Source organism: Acidimicrobiales bacterium, assembly GCA_022452035.1.
Taxonomy (GTDB): Bacteria; Actinomycetota; Acidimicrobiia; order Acidimicrobiales; family MedAcidi-G1; genus UBA9410.
The window spans coordinates 145,583-164,291 of the sequence record JAKURV010000001.1 but is presented as its reverse complement, the minus strand read 5'-3'; the positions used below and the strand labels follow the sequence as shown (position 1 = coordinate 164,291).

Below are 18,709 nucleotides of genomic sequence, written 5' to 3'. Positions count from 1 at the left end.
CGGCAGGGGACCGACATGCTCACCACGGGTTTCAAACTCTGGTTTGGGTTCTTTCTCGGCGCCGTTCTGGCTGCCGTATTTGCCGGCTACACCTCCGGGGCCACCGAGACCGGGCCACTGTCCTTGGGATGGAAGGGCGGCGTCGGAAACCACGTGTCCTACACCATCCTGGTCACGGGAGCCGGAGTGCTGGCCCTCCTGGGCCTGGTCGCCGTGGCCTTCCGCGACGCCGACGCCGAGGCCCAGGCCGACTTCCTTGGCCTAGAGGAGGCGCCACCCGCTCAGGCGGTGGTCGGCAACTCGCTGTGGCCGGTGTTTGGGGCCCTCGGCCTCGGTGCCGTCGGGGTGGGCTTGGTGGTCCATCCGGCGATCTTCGTCATCGGCCTGTGCCTCCTCGTAGCGGTGGCTGTCGAGTGGACGATGACCAACTGGTCGGAGAAGGTCTCAGACGATGCGTCGGTTAACGCTGACGCACGGGAGAACTTGATGCGACCGATCGAGATCCCTGTTCTGGGGGCTGTGGGTATCGGCATCCTCGTGGTGGCCGTGTCACGGATATTTCTGACCTCGTCGGTCACCGGTGCCGTCGCCGTAGCGACCGTGATCGGTCTAGCCATCTTCGGCACGGCCATGTGGATCAGCAAGCGGCCCGAGTTGCCCCGAAACACAGTGCGCGGCGTCTTGTTCGTGGGTTGTCTGGCCGTCCTCGTGTTCGGCATCATCGCCGCGGTGAGTGGTGAGCGGGAGTTCCACCACAAGGGTGGGGGAGAACACCACGACGACACCCACGACCACGAGACGGACCATTGATCACGAAGCGACCACATCCCGGGTGGCTCGCCGCCCTCGCCTCAGGTGCAGTGCTGGCCCTCAGCGGCTGCGCGTCCAACGCCCCACTGGACACCTTGGAGCCACAGGGTCCGATCTCCCGGTCTATCGACTCGCTGTCCGACCCGATCTTCCTGGTGGCCGGCATCGTTTTCGTCATCATCTTCGGCGCCACGGCGGTCATCTGGTGGAAGTTCCGGGACGATCACAGCACCGACGAGTTCCCCGAGCAGATCCACGGCAATTTCCGGGTCGAGATTGGCTGGACCATCGGACCGGCCGTGATCATGGCGGTCATCGCCGTTTTCGCACTGATCAGCCACTTCGAGCTGAACAGCTCGGACCGCACGGATATCCAGGTGGCCGTGGACGGCACGGCCACCTCGTGGGATCCGGAGATTGTGGTCGTGGGCCAGCAGTGGTGGTGGGAGTTTCGCTACTACTTCGACGGCCTGGACGGTGTGGACCTCTCGGATCCCCGGAACCTCCCGCCAGCCGACATTGTGACGGCCAACCAGATGGTGATCCCAACCGGATCGGAGATCGGCCTGTCGATTACCAGCCGTGACGTGATCCACAGCTTCTGGATCCCGGCCCTGAACGGTAAACGGGACGCCGTGCCCCGTCGGGTCTCGCCGTGGAAAATTGAGGCCGAAGTCCCGGGCCTCTACTTCGGCCAGTGCACCGAGTTCTGTGGCCTGAGCCACTCACGGATGCGGATGCAGACGGTGGCCATGGAGCCGGCAGACTTCCAGGCCTGGGTGGATCGCCAGATGCGTCCGGCGGTTGAACCGAACAGGGCTGCGGCCCAGCGCGGTCGAGAGGTCTTCGAAGGCCAGTGCGCCCGGTGCCACGTGGTGAACGGCGTCAACGACGACACCAGTCGGGGCGCCGACCTGGTGGCCAACGCGGCGCCGAACCTGACCCACCTGATGAGCCGGACCACCTACGCGGGGGGCATCTTCAACCTGTACGAGTCGGACGGCACCCTGAACCGGCCCCAACTTGAGGCCTGGCTGCGCAACGCGCCGGCCGAGAAGCCCGCCTACGCCGAGGGTCGCCGGGGAATGCCGGCCATGGGTCTCAGCGAGGGACAGATTGATGACGTGGTGGCGTACCTCCAGACCCTGGGAGAGGCACCCACCCTCGACATCATCGCCGCGACGGAGGTCGAGTAATGACCGAAACCATGGAACTCGAAGCACCGGCCCGGCCGCTCGGCGCCTACACCCGGCCGAAGGCCAACACCGGCTGGCGCGACTGGGTAACCACGATTGACCACAAGAAGATCGGCATCCTCTACGGCGCGGCGGCCATGGTGTTCTTCATCATCGGTGGCATTGAGGCTCTACTGATCCGCCTGCAGTTGGCCACTCCAGACGGCACCGTCTTGGGTGCCGACACCTACAACCGGGTGTTCACCATGCACGGTGTGACCATGGTCTTCCTGGTGATCATGCCGCTGGCTGCCGCCTTCGCTAACTACCTCCTACCGCTCCAGGTCGGGGCCCGCGACGTCGCCTTTCCCAGGCTGAATGCTCTGTCGTTCTGGATTTTTCTGGCCGGCGCGGTGTTCCTGAACATGTCGTGGATCTTCGGCGACGCACCCGATGGCGGCTGGTTCGCTTATGCCCCGAACACTGGGATGGTCTTCTCGCCGGGCAAGGGCATGGACTTCTACGCCATTGGCCTGCAGATCACAGGCATCGCCTCGCTGATTTCGGCCATGAACCTGATCGTGACCGTGCTCAATATGCGGGCTCCCGGTATGACGCTGTTCAAGATGCCGGTATTCACCTGGATGATCCTGGTCGTGCAGTTCCTCTTGCTCTTCGCCGTTCCGGTGATCACCGTGGCGCTGTTCCTGCTCATGTTCGACCGCAACTTCGGGTCTAACTTCTTCAACCCGGAGATGGGTGCCGATCCCCTGCTCTGGCAGCACCTGTTCTGGATCTTCGGCCACCCCGAGGTGTACATCCTGATCCTGCCCAGTTTCGGCATCATCAGTGAGGTCATCCCGACCTTCTCCCGGAAGCCCCTCTTCGGCTACCCGTTCATGGTCTTCTCGGGGATCGCCATTGGCTTCATGGGCTGGGGCGTGTGGGCACACCACATGTTCGTCTCAGGGATCGGCCCGATCTCGGTGGCCGCCTTCTCGGTGTCGACCATGTTCATCGCCGTGCCGACTGGCGTGAAGATCCTGAACTGGTTGGCCACCATGTGGGGTGGTCGGATCTGGTTTAACACCCCGATGCTTTTCGCCTCCGGCGTGGTTTCGATGTTCACCATCGGCGGCCTGTCCGGCGTGACCCACTCACTGGCCCCGGCCGACACCCAGCAGACAGACACCTACTACATCGTGGCCCACTTCCACTACGTGATCTTCGGCGGTGCCCTCCTGGGCATCTTTGCCGGCTTCTACTTCTGGTGGCCCAAGGTCTTCGGCCACCTGCTCAGCGACAAGCTCGGTAAGTGGAACTTCTGGCTGATGCTCGTTGGCTTCAACATGACCTTCGGCCCGATGCACATCCTGGGGCTGCAGGGCATGTCCCGCCGTATCGACTCCTACAGCCCGGGCTTTGGCTTCGAGTTCTGGAACATGTTTGCCACCATTGGAGCCTTCATCATCGCCCTCGGGGTTCTGGCGTTCATCGTCAACGTGGTGATGTCGGCCCGCCGGGCCAGGCACGAGCCCCCGGTCGGGCTGGACCCATGGGACGCCCGCAGCCTGGAGTGGTTCACCCCGAACCCGACACCGGTCCACAACTTCGACGACGACATCCAGGTCGAGGCACTGGACGAGTTCTGGCACCGCAAGTACGGCGAAGACGAAAACGGCAAGGTGGTTCGGGTGGCCAGCGCCGAGGAGGTCTGTCAAGACGGGTCGGCCACCGACACCCACCTTCCCTCACCCTCCTACTGGCCGGTCGTGCTGGCCGCTGGCCTGCCCTTCGTGGGACTCGGCCTCATATACACGCTTTGGCTTTGCGTGCCAGGAGCCGTGCTGATCCTGATGGCCATCTACGGCTGGAGCTTTGAACCAGTCGACGACCCGGACGGCCCCCACGGCCACCACCACGACCACGGCGGCGACGAACTTGTCGACGGCGGGTCGGGGGCCACACCGGCTGAGGAGACCGCTGAGGAGGCCCCCGTTGGCTGACACCGCCGCCGTGTCGCACGGCCACGGAACGGGTACCGGCCTGTCCAACAACAAGCTGCTGATGTGGGTGTTCCTGGGCTCAGAGTGCCTGCTGTTCGGCGGCCTGATCTCGACCTACCTGATCTACCGGAGCCGGTTCGGCGACGGTCCGGCTCCGGGCGACATCTTCGACATCCCGTTCACGTCAGTCAGCTCTTTCGTGTTGCTCATGAGCTCTTTGACCATGGTGCTGGCCCTGGCCGCCCTTCAACGAGGCGACATCCGGAACAACCGAGTCTGGCTCCTAACCACCGCCCTGCTCGGCTCGCTGTTCATCGGCGGACAGGTCTACGAGTTCACGACCTTCGTGCGAGAGGGACTGGGCTACACAACCAGCCCGTTCTCGTCGGCCTTCTTCACACTGACCGGCTTCCACGGCGTACACGTGAGCCTGGGCATTCTCATGCTGATGTCGCTGCTCATCTCCTCGCTCCGTGGGACGCTCACCAGGGAACGATCGGAGACTGTGGAGATCGTCGGCCTGTACTGGCACTTCGTCGACGTGGTGTGGATCTTCATCTTCACCGTCATCTACCTGGTGCCCTCGCCCACCAGCTGATCTGGGAGCCCTGACCATGAGCACCGCAGCCGCCGAGCACGTCGACAGCCACGACGGGGGGCACGAGCACCCCTCGGACGCCAAGTACATCCAGATCGCCGCCATCCTGGCGTTCGTCACCGCGCTGGAAGTTGGCACCTACTTCGTCGACATGCCCGGTGAAGTCCTGATCCCACTGCTCATGGTGATGATGGTTTACAAGTTCTTCTACGTCGCCGCCTGGTTCATGCACCTGCGGTTCGACAGCCCGCTGTTCACCAAGTTCTTCGTGACCGGCCTGGTGCTGGCCACGGTCGTCTACGGCGTTCTCCTTACCGTCTTCGAGTTCTGGCACAAGGGCTGATGTGACCCGTCGCCCGGTGGCGGCGACCAGTTCGTCGGGGTCGAGGTGGTGGCAGGGTTCCGGCCGGTGGTGACCATGGTGGCGGCGACCGATCCGTGGCAGTGGCAGGCCCACCCCGAGGTCTGGTTGCTGGTTGCCTCGATCCTGGCCCTCGGATGGTGGGCTGGCCGGATCATCGGCCCCCGGGTGGTACCGGCCGGGCAGCCCGTAGCCACACCCTTCCAACGCCGGGCCTTCGTGGTGGCCACGATCCTGCTGCTGGCCTCGGCCGACTGGCCGGTCCACGACATCGCAGAGGAGCACCTCTACGCGGTACACATGGTCCAACACCTGGTGATTACGTTCATCGTGCCGCCGCTCTTCCTGCTGGCCATGCCGGCCTGGCTGGCCCGTCTTCTCGTGCTGGAGGGCGGAACCGGCTCCCGGGTGCTGCGCCGCATGGCCCACCCGGTGGTGGCCGGGGTGCTGTTCAACGGCCTGGTGGCTCTCACCCACTGGAGTGGCGTGGTCCAGTGGTCATTCGACTCGGGGGCCTTCCACTACACGGTCCACGTGGCGCTGTTCGTCACCGCCCTCCTGATGTGGGTCCCGGTAGCGGCCCCGCTGCCGGAACTGCGGATCTCGGTTCCCGGCCAGATGCTCTACCTGTTCCTCATGTCGGTCATCCCCACCATCCCGGCGGCCTGGCTGACGTTCGCCGAGGGAACCGTGTACAAGCACTACGACGACGGGTTCGAGCTCTGGGGGGTGACCGTCCAGTCCGACCAGCAGGCCGCCGGCCTCATCATGAAGCTGCTGGGGGGCTTCTACCTTTGGGGAATCATCGTGGTGAAATTCATCGGGTACTCGCGGATCCACCACCGCGAGAACCAACAGATGCGACCAGCCGAGGGCCGACACGTCGACCTGCAGGAGCGGTCGGCGGGACCCCAACCGGTCGAGTAGCCGTGGTACGGCCCCGCTAGGTTCGGTTCCGTGATCGACATCCGGCTACTACGCAGCGACCCCGACGCCGTCAAGGCGGCCATCGCCCGCCGGGGCGAGGAAACCGCCGGGCTGGACCGGGCAGTGGAGTTGGATGCCGGCCAGCGGGCCCTGGCCGAGGAACGAGACCGCCTGCGTAACGAGGTAAAAACCATCTCCCAGGAGGTCGGCGGCCTCCACCGGGACGGTCGGGCCGACGAGGCGGTCAACCTGCAGGCCCGGAGCCGGGAACTAGGGGAGCAGGAGGAGGCTCTGGCCGCGGAGGCCGATGAGCTGGCCGACGAGATCCGGGAGATCCTGTTACGAGTCCCCAACATCCCCGACGACGACTGTCCGAACGGGGCGGGCGAGGCCGACAACGTGGTCGTCCGCTACGAACACTGGGATGAGGATGCCTACGGGGACCACCAGCGGGTCCCCCACTGGGAGGTCGGCGAGGAACTGGGCATCTTGGACGTGGAACGGGGCACCAAGCTCTCCGGGTCCATGTTCGTGATGTACACCGGGCAGGGGGCCACCCTGTGCCGGGCGCTCATCCAGTACGGCCTGGACCGCAACGCCGACGCCTACCGGGAGATGCGCCCTCCCAGCCTGGTCAAGACGGAGACGATGGTATCGACCGGGCACCTCCCGAAGTTCGTCGACGACGCCTACCACCTGGAGCGAGACGACCTGTGGGCCATCCCCACGGCCGAGGTTCCTCTCACCTCGTTCTGTCGTGACGAGGTGCTCAACGAGGCCGACCTGCCGATGAAGCTCATGGCCCACACCTCGTGCTTCCGGCGCGAGGCCGGGTCGGCGGGTCGAGACACCCGGGGCCTGCTCCGGGTCCACGAGTTCGACAAGGTCGAGTTACTGGCCTACGCCACCAGGGAGCAGTCACCGGAGGTACACGCCGACATTCTGGCTCGAGCCGAGGCGGCCATCACCGACCTGGGCCTCTCGTACCGGGTGCTGGACCTATGCGCCGGCGACCTAGGCGGCTCGTCAGCACGAACGTTCGACCTGGAGGTCTACGCCCCAGGTGTCGATCAGTGGCTGGAGGTGTCCTCGGTGTCGTGGTTCAGCGACTACCAGGCCCGACGGGCCAACGTGCGGTACCGGCCTACCGAGGAGAAGGGCACCCGGGTGGTGGACACCCTGAACGGCTCCGGCCTGGCCGTGCCCCGGGTGTGGGCCGGCGTGGTGGAGACACACCGCCAACCCGACGGTCGGGTGGCCGTGCCCGAGGTACTTCAGCCTTACATGCGGGGCCTCACCCACATCGGCTGAACCGGCCCACCACCAGCCGGTCAGGATACGAGGGCCAGGCCCGTCGCCGCGGCGGCCACGCCGAGCACCACGGTGGTCAAGACGTGTCCGACGGCCCGCACTGGCCGGTTAGCCGCCAGGTCGAGGGTGTCGGCGGCAAACGTCGAGAAGGTGGTGAGAGCACCCAGTCCACCGACACCGACGACCACCGGAACCGGTGCCGAGGCCCCGGCCAGCAACCCGAGGGCCAGAGATCCAACCACGTTCACCAGCAACGTGCCCCGGTGCCCGCCCGGCCAGCGGTCGGTGGCCAGGAAGCGGAGCCCCGCCCCCGCCCCGGCCAGAGCTGTGAAGCCGAGGACCGTCAGCACGCTGTGGTCCTCCGGTAGCCGGTGGTGGCACGAGCGGTGATCGCCACGGCCAAGCCTCCGACCACGGAGGCCACCATGTAGGCCACGGCGGTGGAGGCATCGTCGGCCCGGAGGAGTCGAGCCACCTCCACGGCGAACGTGGAGAAGGTGGTCAGGCCACCACACAGACCGGTGCCGACCAGCAGTCGGGTAGAGCGCGGGGTCTCTGGCCCAAGGAGGGCACCGAGCAGGGCACAACCCACCAGGTTGACGACCAGGACCGGCCACGGGAACACCGCCTCCGGCGTCGCTTCCAGGACCGCCCACCGGAGCCCGGCCCCTATCGTGCCGCCGACCGCCACGAGGAGGAGTGGAGGCCGGGCCATGGAGCGAACCCTAGGTCCAGGCCAAGGAGGGTCTCGGGTGTTTGCCGGGTCGGTTGGTGACGTGTTGACTGCCCGAATGGATCTGAGCCGATTACGCGAGGCCTACGAGATGGCCGGGTTGGAAGAGGCCGATCTCGCTGACGATCCGGTCGCCCAGTTCCAGCAGTGGTTTGCCGAGGTCGAGGCGGCCGGCTACTGGGAACCCAACGCAATGGTCCTGTCCACGGTGGCCGCCGACGGCTCACCGTCGGCCCGCAACGTGTTGCTTAAACAGGTCGACGAGCAGGGGTTCGTGCTGTTCACGAACTACACGAGCGACAAGGCCTCCGAGATGGAGGCCACCCACCGGGCCGCCCTGACCTTTAGCTGGACCGAGTTGCGTCGCCAGGTACGGGTAGTCGGCGACGCCCAGCGGCTGACCGACGAGGAGTCCGACCGCTACTGGACCACCCGCCCCCGGGGCAGCCAACTGGGGGCCTGGTCATCGGACCAAAGTGCCGTGGTCGCCGACCGGGCGACGCTAGAGAGGGCGTTCGCCGAGCAACAGGAGCGCTGGGCCAGTCGGGAGGTGGAGCGTCCCGACCACTGGGGGGGCTACCGGGTCCGCCCAGACACAGTGGAATTCTGGCAAGGGCGACCCGACCGCCTCCACGACCGGCTCCGGTACCGCCGGGGGCAGGACGGCTGGGTGGTGGAGCGCCGCGCCCCCTAGGGACCGGAGGTTCCGTTCCCTACCGGACGGTCGGACAGCGCGGCGACCAGGGCGTCGATCACCAAGTCGAGTTGCTCAGATCGGGGCGTCCCGTCGTGGTCGGACCAGTCCCGATGGTCGCGGTTCCATCGGACGCCGGGGGGCAGCTCAACCTGGACGCCGCCCCCGGGAGGTCGGTTTACGGGGTTATCGGGGTGCAGCCCACGAAGTGTGCTCGGCATGGCGCCCACGTCGTCGACCACCCGGTACTCCTCAGGTAGCAGGCCCCGGAGGTGGCCGGCCACGTGGTGGGCCAGGGCCCGGTTTGCCCCACCGACTAGCACGGCCCAGAAGTCGTCGTCGCGGCCGTAGCCGTGGACGGACAGGACAGTGTCCACCTGATGGAGGAAGGTGTCCAGGGCATCGGAGACCCCGGGGAGGAAGAGCGTCGAGGGAAGGTGGCGGCGTGAGCCGTCGGGTTGGATCACTGCGTAGTACGAGGACCCGGTTCGGGCGGCCACTTCCCTGGCTACTACCTCGGTAGCCCGCTCCAGGCCGCCTCCGTGGAGGGCACACACGCCCACCGTCGAGCGGACCTCCACCTCCTCGGCCACGCCGGGCAGGGCCAGCAACTCGGCGAAGCTACCGATCGGGGTGACCGGCCCGGGACCGGGGGTCGTTTCGGCGGGGCGGCTCACTGGCGGTGCCTCACCATGGCGCCTCGCACGACGCCGTAGGCCACCAGGGCGACGAGGGCGGTGGCCAGGGCCTCCAACGGGGTGGCCCACCTCCACGGTTGGTCCACCCAGTTGCCTACCCGGGCCGGCCAGGTCACCGCCAGTCGTCCGACAGGTAGGACCACCAGGTCGCCGCCGTGTACCAGGCCCTCGGCGACCACCCAGGCGGTGAGCAGGGAGAGCTGCGCGACGTGACGGGCCCGACCGATCAACGCGGGGCCGATCCCCCACACCACAAGGGTGGCCACCACCAGCCACAGGGCGAGGCCGAGGCGCAGGCCGCCGATTCCGACGGCCCAGTTGGTGAGGTGCGACTGCAGGTCAGTGACGGCGTCCACGATCGGGTTGGAGCCGATGGCCGGGTTCCCGAGGATCCGGATCTCGTAGATGCCGTAGACGATCAGGTAGGTGCCACCGAGTAGCAGGGCCAGGGCACCAATCCGGTCGACGTGGGGGAGGAGGCGCCGGAGGTGCCTGGCCAGGCCCCCCCGGGCCAGAGCCAGTGACAGGGTCAGCGAGGTGATGACGGCCGCCATCCCGGCCGCGTAGGCCAGGTAGACGGCGATGCCGTCCACAATTCCGTCGCGTCCGAAACTTCCGGCGACGTGCAACAGGAAGATGGGAGCCGAGCAGCTGACCGACACCACGGCGTACGAGGCGCCGAATCCCACCACCGACCAGAACTCCCGGTCACGCGGGCCGCGGCCCGGCTTGAAGAACGGAATGCGGACCTGTCGGCCGGTGAGGAGGGCGAGCCCGTAGGGGACGAGGCACAGGCCGAGGACCACGGTCACCCACGGCGTCTTGTCGGCGATGGTCGCCTCGCTGGTGATCGAGTTGACAGCCAGGCCGAGGGTCCCGAATAGGATCACGAAGGCCGCACTGAGGGTGAGGCTGACCGAGACGGCCCGGACAACCTGTTCGGGTCGGGCATGGCGATCTGCGGTGTCCCGCCCCAGGAAGTACCCGAGCCACGTGGGGAGCATGGCGAACCCGCAGGGGTTGATGGCTGTCACGATGCCCAGGGTGAACGGCACGGCCAGCCCGACACTGATCACGACAGGTGCTCCCGGATGACCGCCATGAGGTCGTCGACTTCCAGCGGGCCGTGGTGGACATGGGCCAAGGCACCCTGTCGATCCACGAAGGCCGTGACCGGGAGGCCGACCGCGGCCAACGCCACGGTGAATCTGCCGTCGGGGTCACGGCCCAGCAGATAGGTAATCCCCAGCTCGTTGGCCCGGTCGGCCGCCCGGGTAGGCGAGTCGCTCACGTTGAGGCCCAGGAACCGGACCTCGTCACCCAGGGCCTCGTGGGTGGCCTGGAGGTCGGGCATCTCCTCCAGGCACGGGGTGCACCAGGTGGCCCACAGGTTGACCACGACGGGTCGGCCGTCGTCGGCCACCAAATCGGCCAGGGTGGTCTCGGTCCCGTCCCAGAGCGAGAAGCTCCGGTTGAGCACCTTGGCATCCTGCCGATCGGGGGCCCCGTCCCCGGTGCTGGCGCAAGACGTCGGGGCCCCGAACAGGGCGAGGGCGACGAGGAGGGTCACCACGGGGCGGCCGCGGCGCGGTGGGCGGGACACGAGCCACGAAGGTACCGGAACCCCTTCCGGGTTTCGCCGCCCGGGTAGACGGTGCGTTGGTTGGTGCCGACGGGCCGGGGCTCGCCGAGGCGTCACCCCGGCCCGTGCATTCGGCGATCATGTGCTCCCGTCCCGGGATCCGGCGGGGGGAACCGGATCCCGGAGCGGGCCTCTGTCCGGTGGAGGCTCCGGTCAGGCGGAAAGCAGCTCTTGTTGGAGGCGTGCCGGGATCGGTACCACCAGGAGCTGATCCTCAGGTCGCGGCACCTTGGAGGGTCGGCCTCTGCGACGCTTGCTGGTCAGGATGTGGCCGTTACGGAACAGCTGACCACCCCACACGCCCCACGGCTCGCGACGGTTCATTGCACCCTCCAGGCACGACTCAAGCACCGGGCACTCGGCGCAGATGCGCTTGGCCTGAGTGATGTCCCCGAGGTCGTCGGAGAAGAAGACGGCGGTGGGAACGCCCAGCTGGGCGCAGGCGGCCTGCTGCCGCCAGGTTTCCCGTTCGAACGTAAGTGCCTGCATGGTCTTCTGCTTTCTCTCTTCTGACTGGTTTCTGTCTGGTTGCTGCTTCTGAGGTATTGCCGTGGTCGGCGGGTGAAAAACGGAGAAGGCCGCCGGATTTCTCCGGCGGCCTCGGGGATTCGGTCTGCGTTCAGCTGATCAGCTGGTTGCTCCCCGGGGCCGCTGGTGGGTGGTCCAGAAACCGTTGGTCTGGAACACGGTCGTCGAAAAGGTCGGATAGGCGACGATCATCGACGTGTCCGGCTTTACGGACAGATGCGCGCGCGACGAGATCACGTGCGCGCCGGCCGAATGGCCGTGACGGTGGCAGTGGATCTCGTGCATGGTTCTGGTCGTTCCGTGATTTCCTGGTTCGGTCCGGCGGCGGGAAGCCACCTGATCCGAGGTCCACTGTAGGGGCACCGGATCGGGTTACACACCAGTCGATGGGCCTAACGCCCGTCAAACGATTAAATCAACGGGTGAGATATACCGCTTGACCTGCGATTTCGTCACGGGTCGCTTGTCCTAGGATTCTGAGGTGTTCTAGGTGGGCGTACGTTTCGCTGGCCGCCATGTCACCCCACGAACGCTCCTTGAACAGGCGCTGCATGAACGATTCGACAGTGCCCTTCCCTAGATCGTGGCCCGCCTCCCGGATGGTCTCCAGACGCTCCTCGTGGTGGCCGACGATGTCGTCGACCCGACCCGATACGTCGGTGAACGGGTGACCGTGGGCTGGCAGGACAGCGGTGAGTCCGGGGAGCTCCTTCATGCGCTCTAGGGACCTGAAAAAGGTAGCCAGCGGGTCATCCAGGGGGCCGATGCCACCGATGTGGGGGGTGATGGTCGGCAGGACGTGGTCGCCGGACAGCAGGATCCCGTCCACCGGGTCGAAGAGGCACAGGTGGTCGTGGGTGTGTCCGGGAGTGTGGAGGGCCAGCCAGGGTCGTCCGCCCAGATCGACTTCGTCGCCGTCATCGACGGTGACCGACGGCTCGGGGACCCGCCACGACCGGGAGCCACCGGTCGCGTCCATCTCGGCCCATTTTCTGAGTTCGGTGGCCGACGGCGGTGTCCGGGTGGCGCCCCATGGGGTCGGACGGGTCATCAGGGACCGCATCTGTTCCATGTGTTCGTCATCGGCCAGGTCTAGTTGGTCGGTGCCTAGGTCGTCGGTCAGATCGGCGTCGACCCAGGCCGACCGGAAGTCAGCGTGGGTCAGGACCCGGGTGCCGTGGTCATCGCGCAGGCGGTGGACGCCGCCGAAGTGGTCCGGGTGGCTGTGGGTGACCACCGCGGTGTGGACGTGCTCGTAGCGGGCCCCGATCTGAGCCAACCGCTCACCTAGGGCCTGCCAGGAGTCGATACTTGGCAGCCCGGGGTCGACGAGGGCCAGGCCGTCGGAATCCTCCAGGGCGTAGCAGTTGACGTGGCCCAGGCCCGGCATCGAGATGGGGAGCTGGAGGCGGTAGAGGCCGGGTGCCACCTCGGTGACCTCGGTAGAGGCCTCCTCCTGTTCTTGGCGTACCGGTCGGCCGGGGTCCCCCGCGCTGGGGGGTTGGGCCGCCGCCGCCATATGCATGGCCTCGGTCACCAGGACACCCTAGGAGCGACTACGGGCGGTGACTCAAGCGACTGGCCGGCGGTTATCCGGCGGGCGTAGTGAACAGGTACTTGCGGTAGTGGCGCAGTTCGGCGACCGATTCGCGGATGTCGTCCAGCGCCCGATGGCCTCCGGCCTTCTCGGGGGCCGACTTGATGACGTCCGGGTGCCAGCGTCGGGCTAGTTCCTTGACCGTCGACACGTCGACCGACCGGTAGTGGAGGAAGCCCTCCACCTCGGGGAGCCACCGGGCCAGGAACCGCCGGTCGGTGCCGATGGAGTTGCCGCACAGGGGGACAGTCCCCGCTTCGCCCAGGTGCTCCCGGAGGAAGGCCAGGGTGGCGTCGCCGGCTTCGGCCAGGGTGGTGGTGGAGGCGGCGACCGCCTCCAGGAGACCACTGCGGGTGTGCATGGCCCGCACGTACTCGCCCATGCGGTCCAGCACTCCGGGGGGCTGGTGCACCACCAGGTCAGGGCCCTCGGCCAACACTTCCAAGTCGTCGTCGGTGACCAGCGTGGCGATCTCGATGATGGCGTCGTCCTCCGGGTTCAGCCCGGTCATCTCGAGGTCCATCCACGCCAACACGCTGCCGAGCCTACGGCTTCGGTGGCGACGGTCCCGGCTAGGGTCGCCGCCGTGCTGGAGATCCCCCTCGTCGCCTTGGTCGACGACCTCACCCTTCCCGCCTATGCCCGGCCGGGTGACGCCGGTGCTGACCTGGTGGCTGCCGAAGACGTGACGCTGGCCCCCGGCGGCGGGCGGGCCCTCGTCCCGACAGGGGCGGCTATCGCCATCCCCGAGGGCTACGCCGGGTTCGTCCAGCCCCGTAGTGGGCTGGCCATGAAGCACGGCGTGACCTGTCTGAACACCCCGGGGCTGATCGACTCCGGCTACCGGGGTGAGCTCAAGGTGCTGCTGGTGAACACCGACCCGTCGGAGGCCTTCAAGGTCGTGCGGGGTGAACGCATCGCCCAGCTGGTCATCCAGCGGGTGGAGGAGTGCCGGTTCACCCTGGTGGACGAGTTGCCGCCCTCGGCACGTGGCGAGGGCGGCTTCGGGTCGACCGGCCGCTGAGCCAGGTCGGGCCGCCATGCTGTCCGGCGCCATCGAGGTTCTGCCGGCCCGGGCGGGCTCTGACGAGGGGACCCGGGGGACGGTGGTTAACCACCGCATGCGCGAGGTAACCGAGCTGGTCGCCGGACAGGGAACCTGGGACGCCGGCATGGTTGACGAGGTGCGGGTCCTCTTCGACTCGCTGGCTCCCGAGTGGACGGTCACTCGGGACCACCCGGACCGCAACTTGCCACTGGTTGATGCCCTTGACCGCGGAGGCGTTGAGGGCCGGACGGCCGTCGAGTTGGGGGCCGGAACCTGCATCTCGGCTCGGGCGTTGAGCGGCCGGTTCGAGCGCTTGGTGGCCATCGACCTGTCCCGGGAGATGCTCGCTCACGCCGTCGACGCGGCACCGCCCCTGGTTTGTGCCGACGCCTCCCGCCTCCCCTTGGCTGACAGCGCGGCGGACGTGTTGGTGCTTCAGAACATGTTCCTCTTCCCGGTTGAGGTGGATCGCTGCCTAGCCGGTGAGGGGTCGCTGGTGTGGGTCAACAGCCGGGGTTCGGAGACCCCGATCCACCTCCCGACGGCCGCTGTGGTGGCCTCGATGGAGTCAGTCACCGGATCGGCGTGGCGTGCTGTGACCTCGATGGTGGGAGAGGCCACCTGGGCCGTAGTGCGGCGGGCCTGAGGGCCTGGTTCAGGTGCGTGGGACGCTGATTCGGCGGGTGCGGCCGTTGCCGGTGAGGTCAACGGAAACCTCTGTATCGGTCACCCGGAACTCGACTACGACTTCGGAACCTTCCGCCGCCAGTTCGGCAGTGGCCTCCAGGACGGAGGTAGCCAGGTCGCCTACGTCGCCGGGATTGATCCGGTGGATCCGTAGTAGCGAGGCCAGGCCGACGCGGGGAAGGTCGGCGAACGGTAGGGAGGCGGGTAGGACGAGGGTGACGGTGTCCCGTCCGTCATCCCGCGCCATGGGCCGAGTCTCCCACCTCGACCCGGAAGACAGGAGGTCAGGCCGAAGGTGCCGGATCTGGCGGGACCGGGTTGCAGTCGGTCAACATGGTGTCATGGCTGTGCTGGTCGACGAGGCGGTATGGCCATGGCGGGGGGCCCGCTGGGCTCACCTGGTGAGTGACGAGAGCGTTGCCGAGCTCCACGCGTTCGCCGATCGGCTGGGGCTACGCCGGATGTCGTTTCAGGGGGACCACTACGACGTGCCCGAGTCGGTTCGGGACCGGGCGCTGGCGCTGGGTGCCGAACCTGTCCGGGGTCGTGACTTGGTGCGACGCCTGCGGGGCGCGGGGCTGCGACTGGCCGCCCCGGAGCGGCCGGGGGCCTGGGAGGAGGTCGGTCGGTGGGCCGACGTCGGTTTTCGCCCTGACGTCGGGTCGACGCTGCTGCCGGTGTTGGCTACTGCCCTGGAGGCTGTAGACGCCGATTGGGTGACGGCGCGGACGGTGGCGTTTCGGCGCCGCGTCGAGTGGGCACTGGTCGTGGAGGACGGCTCCGCCGTGTCGCTGACCGGGCCGGTACCGGTTGGGGTGGATGTCCGGATCCACGATGATCGGCTTGTGGAGTTGCTAGCCGACGAGCGGGAGGTCCGGTGATCACCCGTCGTGTCTTTGCCGTATTGGTGGCTGTGCTGGTTGTGACTCTGGGCTGTGGTGACGAAGTTCCGGTTGTTGAGCCGGAACCGGTCGTCACGACCACCACCACCAGGGCACCGGATCCTGAGGTCCGGACCAACGGGTGGGTCCAGGTGGGGGACCAGACGTTCGACCTGTCCTTCACCTGCTATTCACCGGGGGCCGGCGACGTGGCGGCCATCGGCGTGGGCGAGGAGGTGGGCAGCGGCCAGCATGTGGAGGCGCTCATCCAGGGATTCCTCGGCCAGCCGTACGTCGGGGTGACGGTCGGAGGGTCGGTCCTCTACGAAGCGACGCTGGACGGACCTTTGGAGGTGTTCGTCCACGACGGGACGATCAGCGCCGGGGCCATCGAGTGGACCCGTGGCTTAGACCTGGCGTCGGGCCAGGGGGAACGGGTGGGTTACGGAGCGGTGTTCGTGAGCTGCGCCGAGTACATCCACGATCTGCCCGAGGGCTACTGAGGCTGGTCGCCGTCCAGGTCAGGAGGAGGGACAGCCACCCAACTCCTCGGCCCACGGCAAGCGGCCGGCCCAGAGCCGGGTGATCTGCACCCCATTGCTGAGGAACATCACCCGGTAGGTGGCGTCGGCCACGTCCTTGGGCACGTAGGCCAACAGGTTCCCCGACCCGTCGGGCAGGAGGGTGGTGTGGATGCGTTCGCCGAACATCTCGCGGATGCGGTCCTCGGTGTCGCCGATCCCGGCCCCCGATCGGGTGGTGATGGTGCGGGTGTCCACGTCGACCCGTTCGACGGTTCCGGCCACCACCCAGAAGGTGATACCGGGCGGAGCGTCATCGGGGACGACGAGGTAGCAGTGGCCGATAGGCGTCACCGGGGTGAACTGGCTACCGGCTGCTACCTGGGCATCGTGGACGGTCATGCCGAACATGATGTGGTCGATACCAACCGTGCTGACCGACGAGGACGTATCGATGGTGGGGGTACCAAGGCCCTCGATGGGAGCGAGGGTTCCGAGAGTTTCCGGTGGTTGGGTGGTGGCGGCCACCGCGGGGCGGGAGGTGGTCACGGCGACCAAGGTCGGCGCCGGGGGATCGGTCGGGTCGATGCTCGGGCTGATGGTCGTGGACGGGGCGGGGAGGAGCGTCGGTTCCGTTTGGGGTCCGTCGCTTAGGCCGTAGAAGAGGACGACGGCCACGGTGGCTAGGGCCAGCAGCCCGACGAGGAGCGTCCGCACGATCGCAGGTTATGCGGGGTCGGCCCGGTGGTCGGGGCGGGGTCGCGGCGCGTCGGGCGCCTCGGTGTGGTGCACTTGCCGGATGCGGGCTCCGTTCGTCGTCGGGGTCCTGGCGTTCGCCGCTGGGGCCTGTGGATCGGCCGACGAGGCGGTACCGGTAACGACCGTCGTGGTGGCCACCAGCACGGCTCCGACCGGCTCAACGGTCCCGTTGAACAGCACCACGACGTCGTCCACGACCTCAACTACCAGTACGACGACTACGACTACGACTACGACGACGACGACAACGACGACCACAACTCTGGCTCCGGGTCCGGCGGCCATCGAGTGCGTAGCCGACCTTCCGCTGGGGCTCCGGATCGGCCAGGTGCTCCTGCCGGTCGTTGACCAAGGAGGCCTGGCAGTCGTTGCCGATCTGGCCGGACGGGGCCTAGCGGCTGGAGCGGTGGTCGTGGGGTCCCCGAACGAAGGCTTCCCTGCGGCGGTGGCCGCCGTACAGGAGGCGTCGGTGACGGGTCCGGTGGTGATTGCGGTAGACGAGGAGGGCGGCACCGTGCAGCGGTTCGGCGTCCTGCTGGGAGCGCTGCCGTCAGCAGCCGAGATGGGATCGTGGTCGGCTGACGAGGTTCGCAACCTGGCACGGGAGCGGGCCGCAGCATTGGCTGCCTTGGGGGTGACGGTCAACCTTGCACCCGTCGTGGACGTGGGTTCCGGTCCGGGCATTGGGACCCGCTCGTTTTCCGATGACCCGGTGGTGGTGACGACCCACGGCGTGGCGTTCGCCGAGGGGGTGTTGGAGGGAGGCCTGGTGCCGGTTGCCAAGCACTTCCCGGGACACGGACGGGCCAATGCTGACAGCCACACCGAGTTGGCCACCACGCCAGGCCTCGAAGAGTTGCGCATGGTGGACCTCCTCCCGTTCGGTCTGGTGCCAGAGGGATCGGCGGTCATGGTGGGACACCTAGCGGTGCCAGGGCTGACCGATGGAGTTCCGGCCTCGCTGTCGGCCACTGCGGTGACCGGCATCTTGCGCGACGAGATGGGGTTCGACGGTGTCGTGGTCACCGACGACCTGTCCATGGGAGCGGTAGCCCAGTTGGTCGACGTGCCGTCGGCTGCCCGTTTGGCGCTCATCGCCGGCGCCGACCTCCTGATGGTGGGACCGCACGAGAACGTGGTTCCGGTGGCCTGGAGTCTGGTCGGGGCGTTGGAAGATGGATCGCTGGACCAGCGCTGGTTAGATGAGGCGGTGGAACGGGTCCTGGCCATGCGCGGGGTGGATCCGTGCGCCCTCGTCGCACAAGAAGGCTGACAGGCTGTCGGCGTGACTGATTCCTTCTTCCAGGCGGCCATCGACGAGGCGCACCTTGGGTTGGCAGAAGGCGGTGTGCCCATCGGTTCAGTCCTGGTGATCGACGGGGAGGTCGTCGGGCGTGGCCACAACCAGCGGGTACAGCGGGGGTCGGTGGTGCTCCATGCCGAGATGGCGGCGCTGGAAGACGCAGGGCGACTAACGGCAGCCGACTACCGACAATCGGTGCTCTACTCGACGCTTTCGCCGTGCTCCATGTGCACGGGTGCCGTGCTGCTCTACGGCATACCGAGGGTGGTGGTCGGAGAGAACCGCACGTTCCAGGGCCCTGAGGACCTCCTCAAGGACCACGGTGTCGTCGTCGAAGTCTTAGACGACACCGTGTGCGTGGAGCTCATGGCCACCTTCATCGCCGAACACCCAGACCTGTGGAACGAGGACATCGGCGAGTAGGGGGCTA

The 18,709-nt window shown here is 67.3% G+C and carries 25 protein-coding genes; 14 read left to right on the top strand and 11 right to left on the bottom strand.

The genetic code is table 11. From position 1 onward, the window contains the following. Nucleotides 1-15 precede the first annotated feature (15 nt). From MK181_00930 to serS, 7 genes are all read left to right on the top strand, one after another. A complete protein-coding gene (locus MK181_00930; GenBank protein ID MCH2418359.1) occupies nucleotides 16-810 on the top strand; it encodes a hypothetical protein in 795 nt (264 codons plus the stop codon). Continuing rightward, nucleotides 807-2,006 carry a cytochrome c oxidase subunit II gene (gene coxB / locus MK181_00925; protein ID MCH2418358.1) on the top strand — a complete coding sequence of 400 codons (1,200 nt, stop codon included), beginning with the start codon at nucleotides 807-809 and terminating at the stop codon, nucleotides 2,004-2,006. Before MK181_00930 ends, coxB begins: the two co-directional genes overlap by 4 nt. After that, complete coding sequence (gene ctaD, locus MK181_00920) at nucleotides 2,006-3,991, top strand: cytochrome c oxidase subunit I (protein MCH2418357.1); 1,986 nt, start codon at nucleotides 2,006-2,008, stop codon at nucleotides 3,989-3,991. Before coxB ends, ctaD begins: the two co-directional genes overlap by 1 nt. Continuing rightward, nucleotides 3,984-4,589, top strand: a complete 606-nt coding sequence (locus MK181_00915) for a heme-copper oxidase subunit III (protein MCH2418356.1) — start codon at nucleotides 3,984-3,986, stop codon at nucleotides 4,587-4,589. The genes ctaD and MK181_00915 overlap by 8 nt, the downstream gene beginning before the upstream one ends. Before the next feature lie 16 nt (nucleotides 4,590-4,605). After that, nucleotides 4,606-4,932: a cytochrome C oxidase subunit IV family protein gene (locus MK181_00910; GenBank protein MCH2418355.1), complete on the top strand. Its 327-nt coding sequence runs from the start codon at nucleotides 4,606-4,608 to the stop codon at nucleotides 4,930-4,932. Between the two features lie 75 nt (nucleotides 4,933-5,007). After that, nucleotides 5,008-5,877 carry a cytochrome c oxidase assembly protein gene (locus MK181_00905; GenBank protein ID MCH2418354.1) on the top strand — a complete coding sequence of 290 codons (870 nt, stop codon included), beginning with the start codon at nucleotides 5,008-5,010 and terminating at the stop codon, nucleotides 5,875-5,877. Between the two features lie 30 nt (nucleotides 5,878-5,907). Beyond that, nucleotides 5,908-7,188, top strand: coding sequence for a serine--tRNA ligase (serS, locus tag MK181_00900; protein ID MCH2418353.1), 1,281 nt, complete (start codon nucleotides 5,908-5,910; stop codon nucleotides 7,186-7,188). Nucleotides 7,189-7,208: 20 nt separating this feature from the next. On the opposite strand, the gene MK181_00895 is transcribed toward serS, so the two are convergent. Together MK181_00895 and MK181_00890 are read right to left on the bottom strand one after the other, a co-directional pair. Beyond that, nucleotides 7,209-7,538, bottom strand: coding sequence for a CrcB family protein (locus tag MK181_00895; protein ID MCH2418352.1), 330 nt, complete (start codon nucleotides 7,536-7,538; stop codon nucleotides 7,209-7,211). Next, on the bottom strand, nucleotides 7,532-7,903 hold the full coding sequence (locus tag MK181_00890) for a CrcB family protein (protein MCH2418351.1): 372 nt from the start codon (nucleotides 7,901-7,903) through the stop codon (nucleotides 7,532-7,534). The genes MK181_00895 and MK181_00890 overlap by 7 nt, the downstream gene beginning before the upstream one ends. Before the next feature lie 37 nt (nucleotides 7,904-7,940). Here MK181_00890 and pdxH point away from each other — a divergent pair, with 37 nt between their 5' ends. Continuing rightward, nucleotides 7,941-8,615 carry a pyridoxamine 5'-phosphate oxidase gene (gene pdxH, locus MK181_00885; GenBank protein ID MCH2418350.1) on the top strand — a complete coding sequence of 225 codons (675 nt, stop codon included), beginning with the start codon at nucleotides 7,941-7,943 and terminating at the stop codon, nucleotides 8,613-8,615. On the opposite strand, the gene MK181_00880 is transcribed toward pdxH, so the two are convergent. The 7 genes from MK181_00880 to orn form a co-directional block, all read right to left on the bottom strand. Next, complete coding sequence (locus MK181_00880) at nucleotides 8,612-9,292, bottom strand: poly-gamma-glutamate hydrolase family protein (protein MCH2418349.1); 681 nt, start codon at nucleotides 9,290-9,292, stop codon at nucleotides 8,612-8,614. The genes pdxH and MK181_00880 overlap by 4 nt on opposite strands. Continuing rightward, a complete protein-coding gene (locus MK181_00875; protein ID MCH2418348.1) occupies nucleotides 9,289-10,389 on the bottom strand; it encodes a hypothetical protein in 1,101 nt (366 codons plus the stop codon). The genes MK181_00880 and MK181_00875 overlap by 4 nt, the downstream gene beginning before the upstream one ends. Continuing rightward, the gene (locus MK181_00870) at nucleotides 10,386-10,916 is read right to left on the bottom strand and encodes a TlpA family protein disulfide reductase (GenBank protein MCH2418347.1); all 531 of its coding nucleotides are present in this window, start codon (nucleotides 10,914-10,916) and stop codon (nucleotides 10,386-10,388) included. Before MK181_00870 ends, MK181_00875 begins: the two co-directional genes overlap by 4 nt. A gap of 192 nt (nucleotides 10,917-11,108) precedes the next feature. Further along, complete coding sequence (locus MK181_00865; GenBank protein MCH2418346.1) at nucleotides 11,109-11,444, bottom strand: WhiB family transcriptional regulator; 336 nt, start codon at nucleotides 11,442-11,444, stop codon at nucleotides 11,109-11,111. A 138-nt stretch (nucleotides 11,445-11,582) separates the two neighbouring features. Then, complete coding sequence (locus tag MK181_00860) at nucleotides 11,583-11,768, bottom strand: hypothetical protein (protein ID MCH2418345.1); 186 nt, start codon at nucleotides 11,766-11,768, stop codon at nucleotides 11,583-11,585. Nucleotides 11,769-11,898: 130 nt separating this feature from the next. Then, the gene (locus tag MK181_00855; GenBank protein MCH2418344.1) at nucleotides 11,899-13,020 is read right to left on the bottom strand and encodes an MBL fold metallo-hydrolase; all 1,122 of its coding nucleotides are present in this window, start codon (nucleotides 13,018-13,020) and stop codon (nucleotides 11,899-11,901) included. A gap of 52 nt (nucleotides 13,021-13,072) precedes the next feature. Continuing rightward, a complete protein-coding gene (gene orn, locus MK181_00850) occupies nucleotides 13,073-13,615 on the bottom strand; it encodes an oligoribonuclease (protein ID MCH2418343.1) in 543 nt (180 codons plus the stop codon). A 51-nt stretch (nucleotides 13,616-13,666) separates the two neighbouring features. Here orn and dut point away from each other — a divergent pair, with 51 nt between their 5' ends. Both dut and MK181_00840 read left to right on the top strand, forming a co-directional pair. Next, nucleotides 13,667-14,104, top strand: coding sequence for a dUTP diphosphatase (gene dut / locus MK181_00845; protein MCH2418342.1), 438 nt, complete (start codon nucleotides 13,667-13,669; stop codon nucleotides 14,102-14,104). Beyond that, nucleotides 14,070-14,774, top strand: a complete 705-nt coding sequence (locus MK181_00840; protein MCH2418341.1) for a class I SAM-dependent methyltransferase — start codon at nucleotides 14,070-14,072, stop codon at nucleotides 14,772-14,774. Before dut ends, MK181_00840 begins: the two co-directional genes overlap by 35 nt. Nucleotides 14,775-14,783: 9 nt before the next feature. Here MK181_00840 and MK181_00835 read toward each other — a convergent pair whose 3' ends face one another. Beyond that, a complete protein-coding gene (locus tag MK181_00835) occupies nucleotides 14,784-15,062 on the bottom strand; it encodes a hypothetical protein (GenBank protein MCH2418340.1) in 279 nt (92 codons plus the stop codon). A gap of 94 nt (nucleotides 15,063-15,156) precedes the next feature. Between MK181_00835 and MK181_00830 the strand changes: the two genes are divergently transcribed. Both MK181_00830 and MK181_00825 read left to right on the top strand, forming a co-directional pair. After that, nucleotides 15,157-15,696 carry a DUF4031 domain-containing protein gene (locus tag MK181_00830; GenBank protein ID MCH2418339.1) on the top strand — a complete coding sequence of 180 codons (540 nt, stop codon included), beginning with the start codon at nucleotides 15,157-15,159 and terminating at the stop codon, nucleotides 15,694-15,696. Then, the gene (locus tag MK181_00825; GenBank protein ID MCH2418338.1) at nucleotides 15,693-16,199 is read left to right on the top strand and encodes a hypothetical protein; all 507 of its coding nucleotides are present in this window, start codon (nucleotides 15,693-15,695) and stop codon (nucleotides 16,197-16,199) included. The genes MK181_00830 and MK181_00825 overlap by 4 nt, the downstream gene beginning before the upstream one ends. An 18-nt stretch (nucleotides 16,200-16,217) precedes the next feature. On the opposite strand, the gene MK181_00820 is transcribed toward MK181_00825, so the two are convergent. Beyond that, a complete protein-coding gene (locus MK181_00820) occupies nucleotides 16,218-16,934 on the bottom strand; it encodes a hypothetical protein (GenBank protein MCH2418337.1) in 717 nt (238 codons plus the stop codon). 82 nt (nucleotides 16,935-17,016) lie between these two features. Between MK181_00820 and MK181_00815 the strand changes: the two genes are divergently transcribed. Beyond that, complete coding sequence (locus MK181_00815) at nucleotides 17,017-18,249, top strand: hypothetical protein (GenBank protein MCH2418336.1); 1,233 nt, start codon at nucleotides 17,017-17,019, stop codon at nucleotides 18,247-18,249. Between the two features lie 12 nt (nucleotides 18,250-18,261). Continuing rightward, complete coding sequence (locus MK181_00810; protein MCH2418335.1) at nucleotides 18,262-18,702, top strand: nucleoside deaminase; 441 nt, start codon at nucleotides 18,262-18,264, stop codon at nucleotides 18,700-18,702. The last annotated feature ends 7 nt before the right edge of the window (nucleotides 18,703-18,709 follow it).

Excerpts from the sequence above, each read along its gene's own strand:
- MK181_00890 (MCH2418351.1), bottom strand. The coding sequence starts at position 7,903 with ATGGCCCGGCCTCCACTCCTCCTCGTGGCGGTCGGCGGCACGATAGGG.
- MK181_00860 (MCH2418345.1), bottom strand. The coding sequence starts at position 11,768 with ATGCACGAGATCCACTGCCACCGTCACGGCCATTCGGCCGGCGCGCAC.
- MK181_00830 (MCH2418339.1), top strand. The coding sequence starts at position 15,157 with ATGGCTGTGCTGGTCGACGAGGCGGTATGGCCATGGCGGGGGGCCCGC.
- ctaD (MCH2418357.1), top strand. The coding sequence starts at position 2,006 with ATGACCGAAACCATGGAACTCGAAGCACCGGCCCGGCCGCTCGGCGCC.
- MK181_00865 (MCH2418346.1), bottom strand. The coding sequence starts at position 11,444 with ATGCAGGCACTTACGTTCGAACGGGAAACCTGGCGGCAGCAGGCCGCC.
- MK181_00835 (MCH2418340.1), bottom strand. The coding sequence starts at position 15,062 with ATGGCGCGGGATGACGGACGGGACACCGTCACCCTCGTCCTACCCGCC.
- MK181_00905 (MCH2418354.1), top strand. The coding sequence starts at position 5,008 with ATGGTGGCGGCGACCGATCCGTGGCAGTGGCAGGCCCACCCCGAGGTC.
- MK181_00910 (MCH2418355.1), top strand. The coding sequence starts at position 4,606 with ATGAGCACCGCAGCCGCCGAGCACGTCGACAGCCACGACGGGGGGCAC.
- MK181_00815 (MCH2418336.1), top strand. The coding sequence starts at position 17,017 with ATGCGGGCTCCGTTCGTCGTCGGGGTCCTGGCGTTCGCCGCTGGGGCC.
- MK181_00930 (MCH2418359.1), top strand. The coding sequence starts at position 16 with ATGCTCACCACGGGTTTCAAACTCTGGTTTGGGTTCTTTCTCGGCGCC.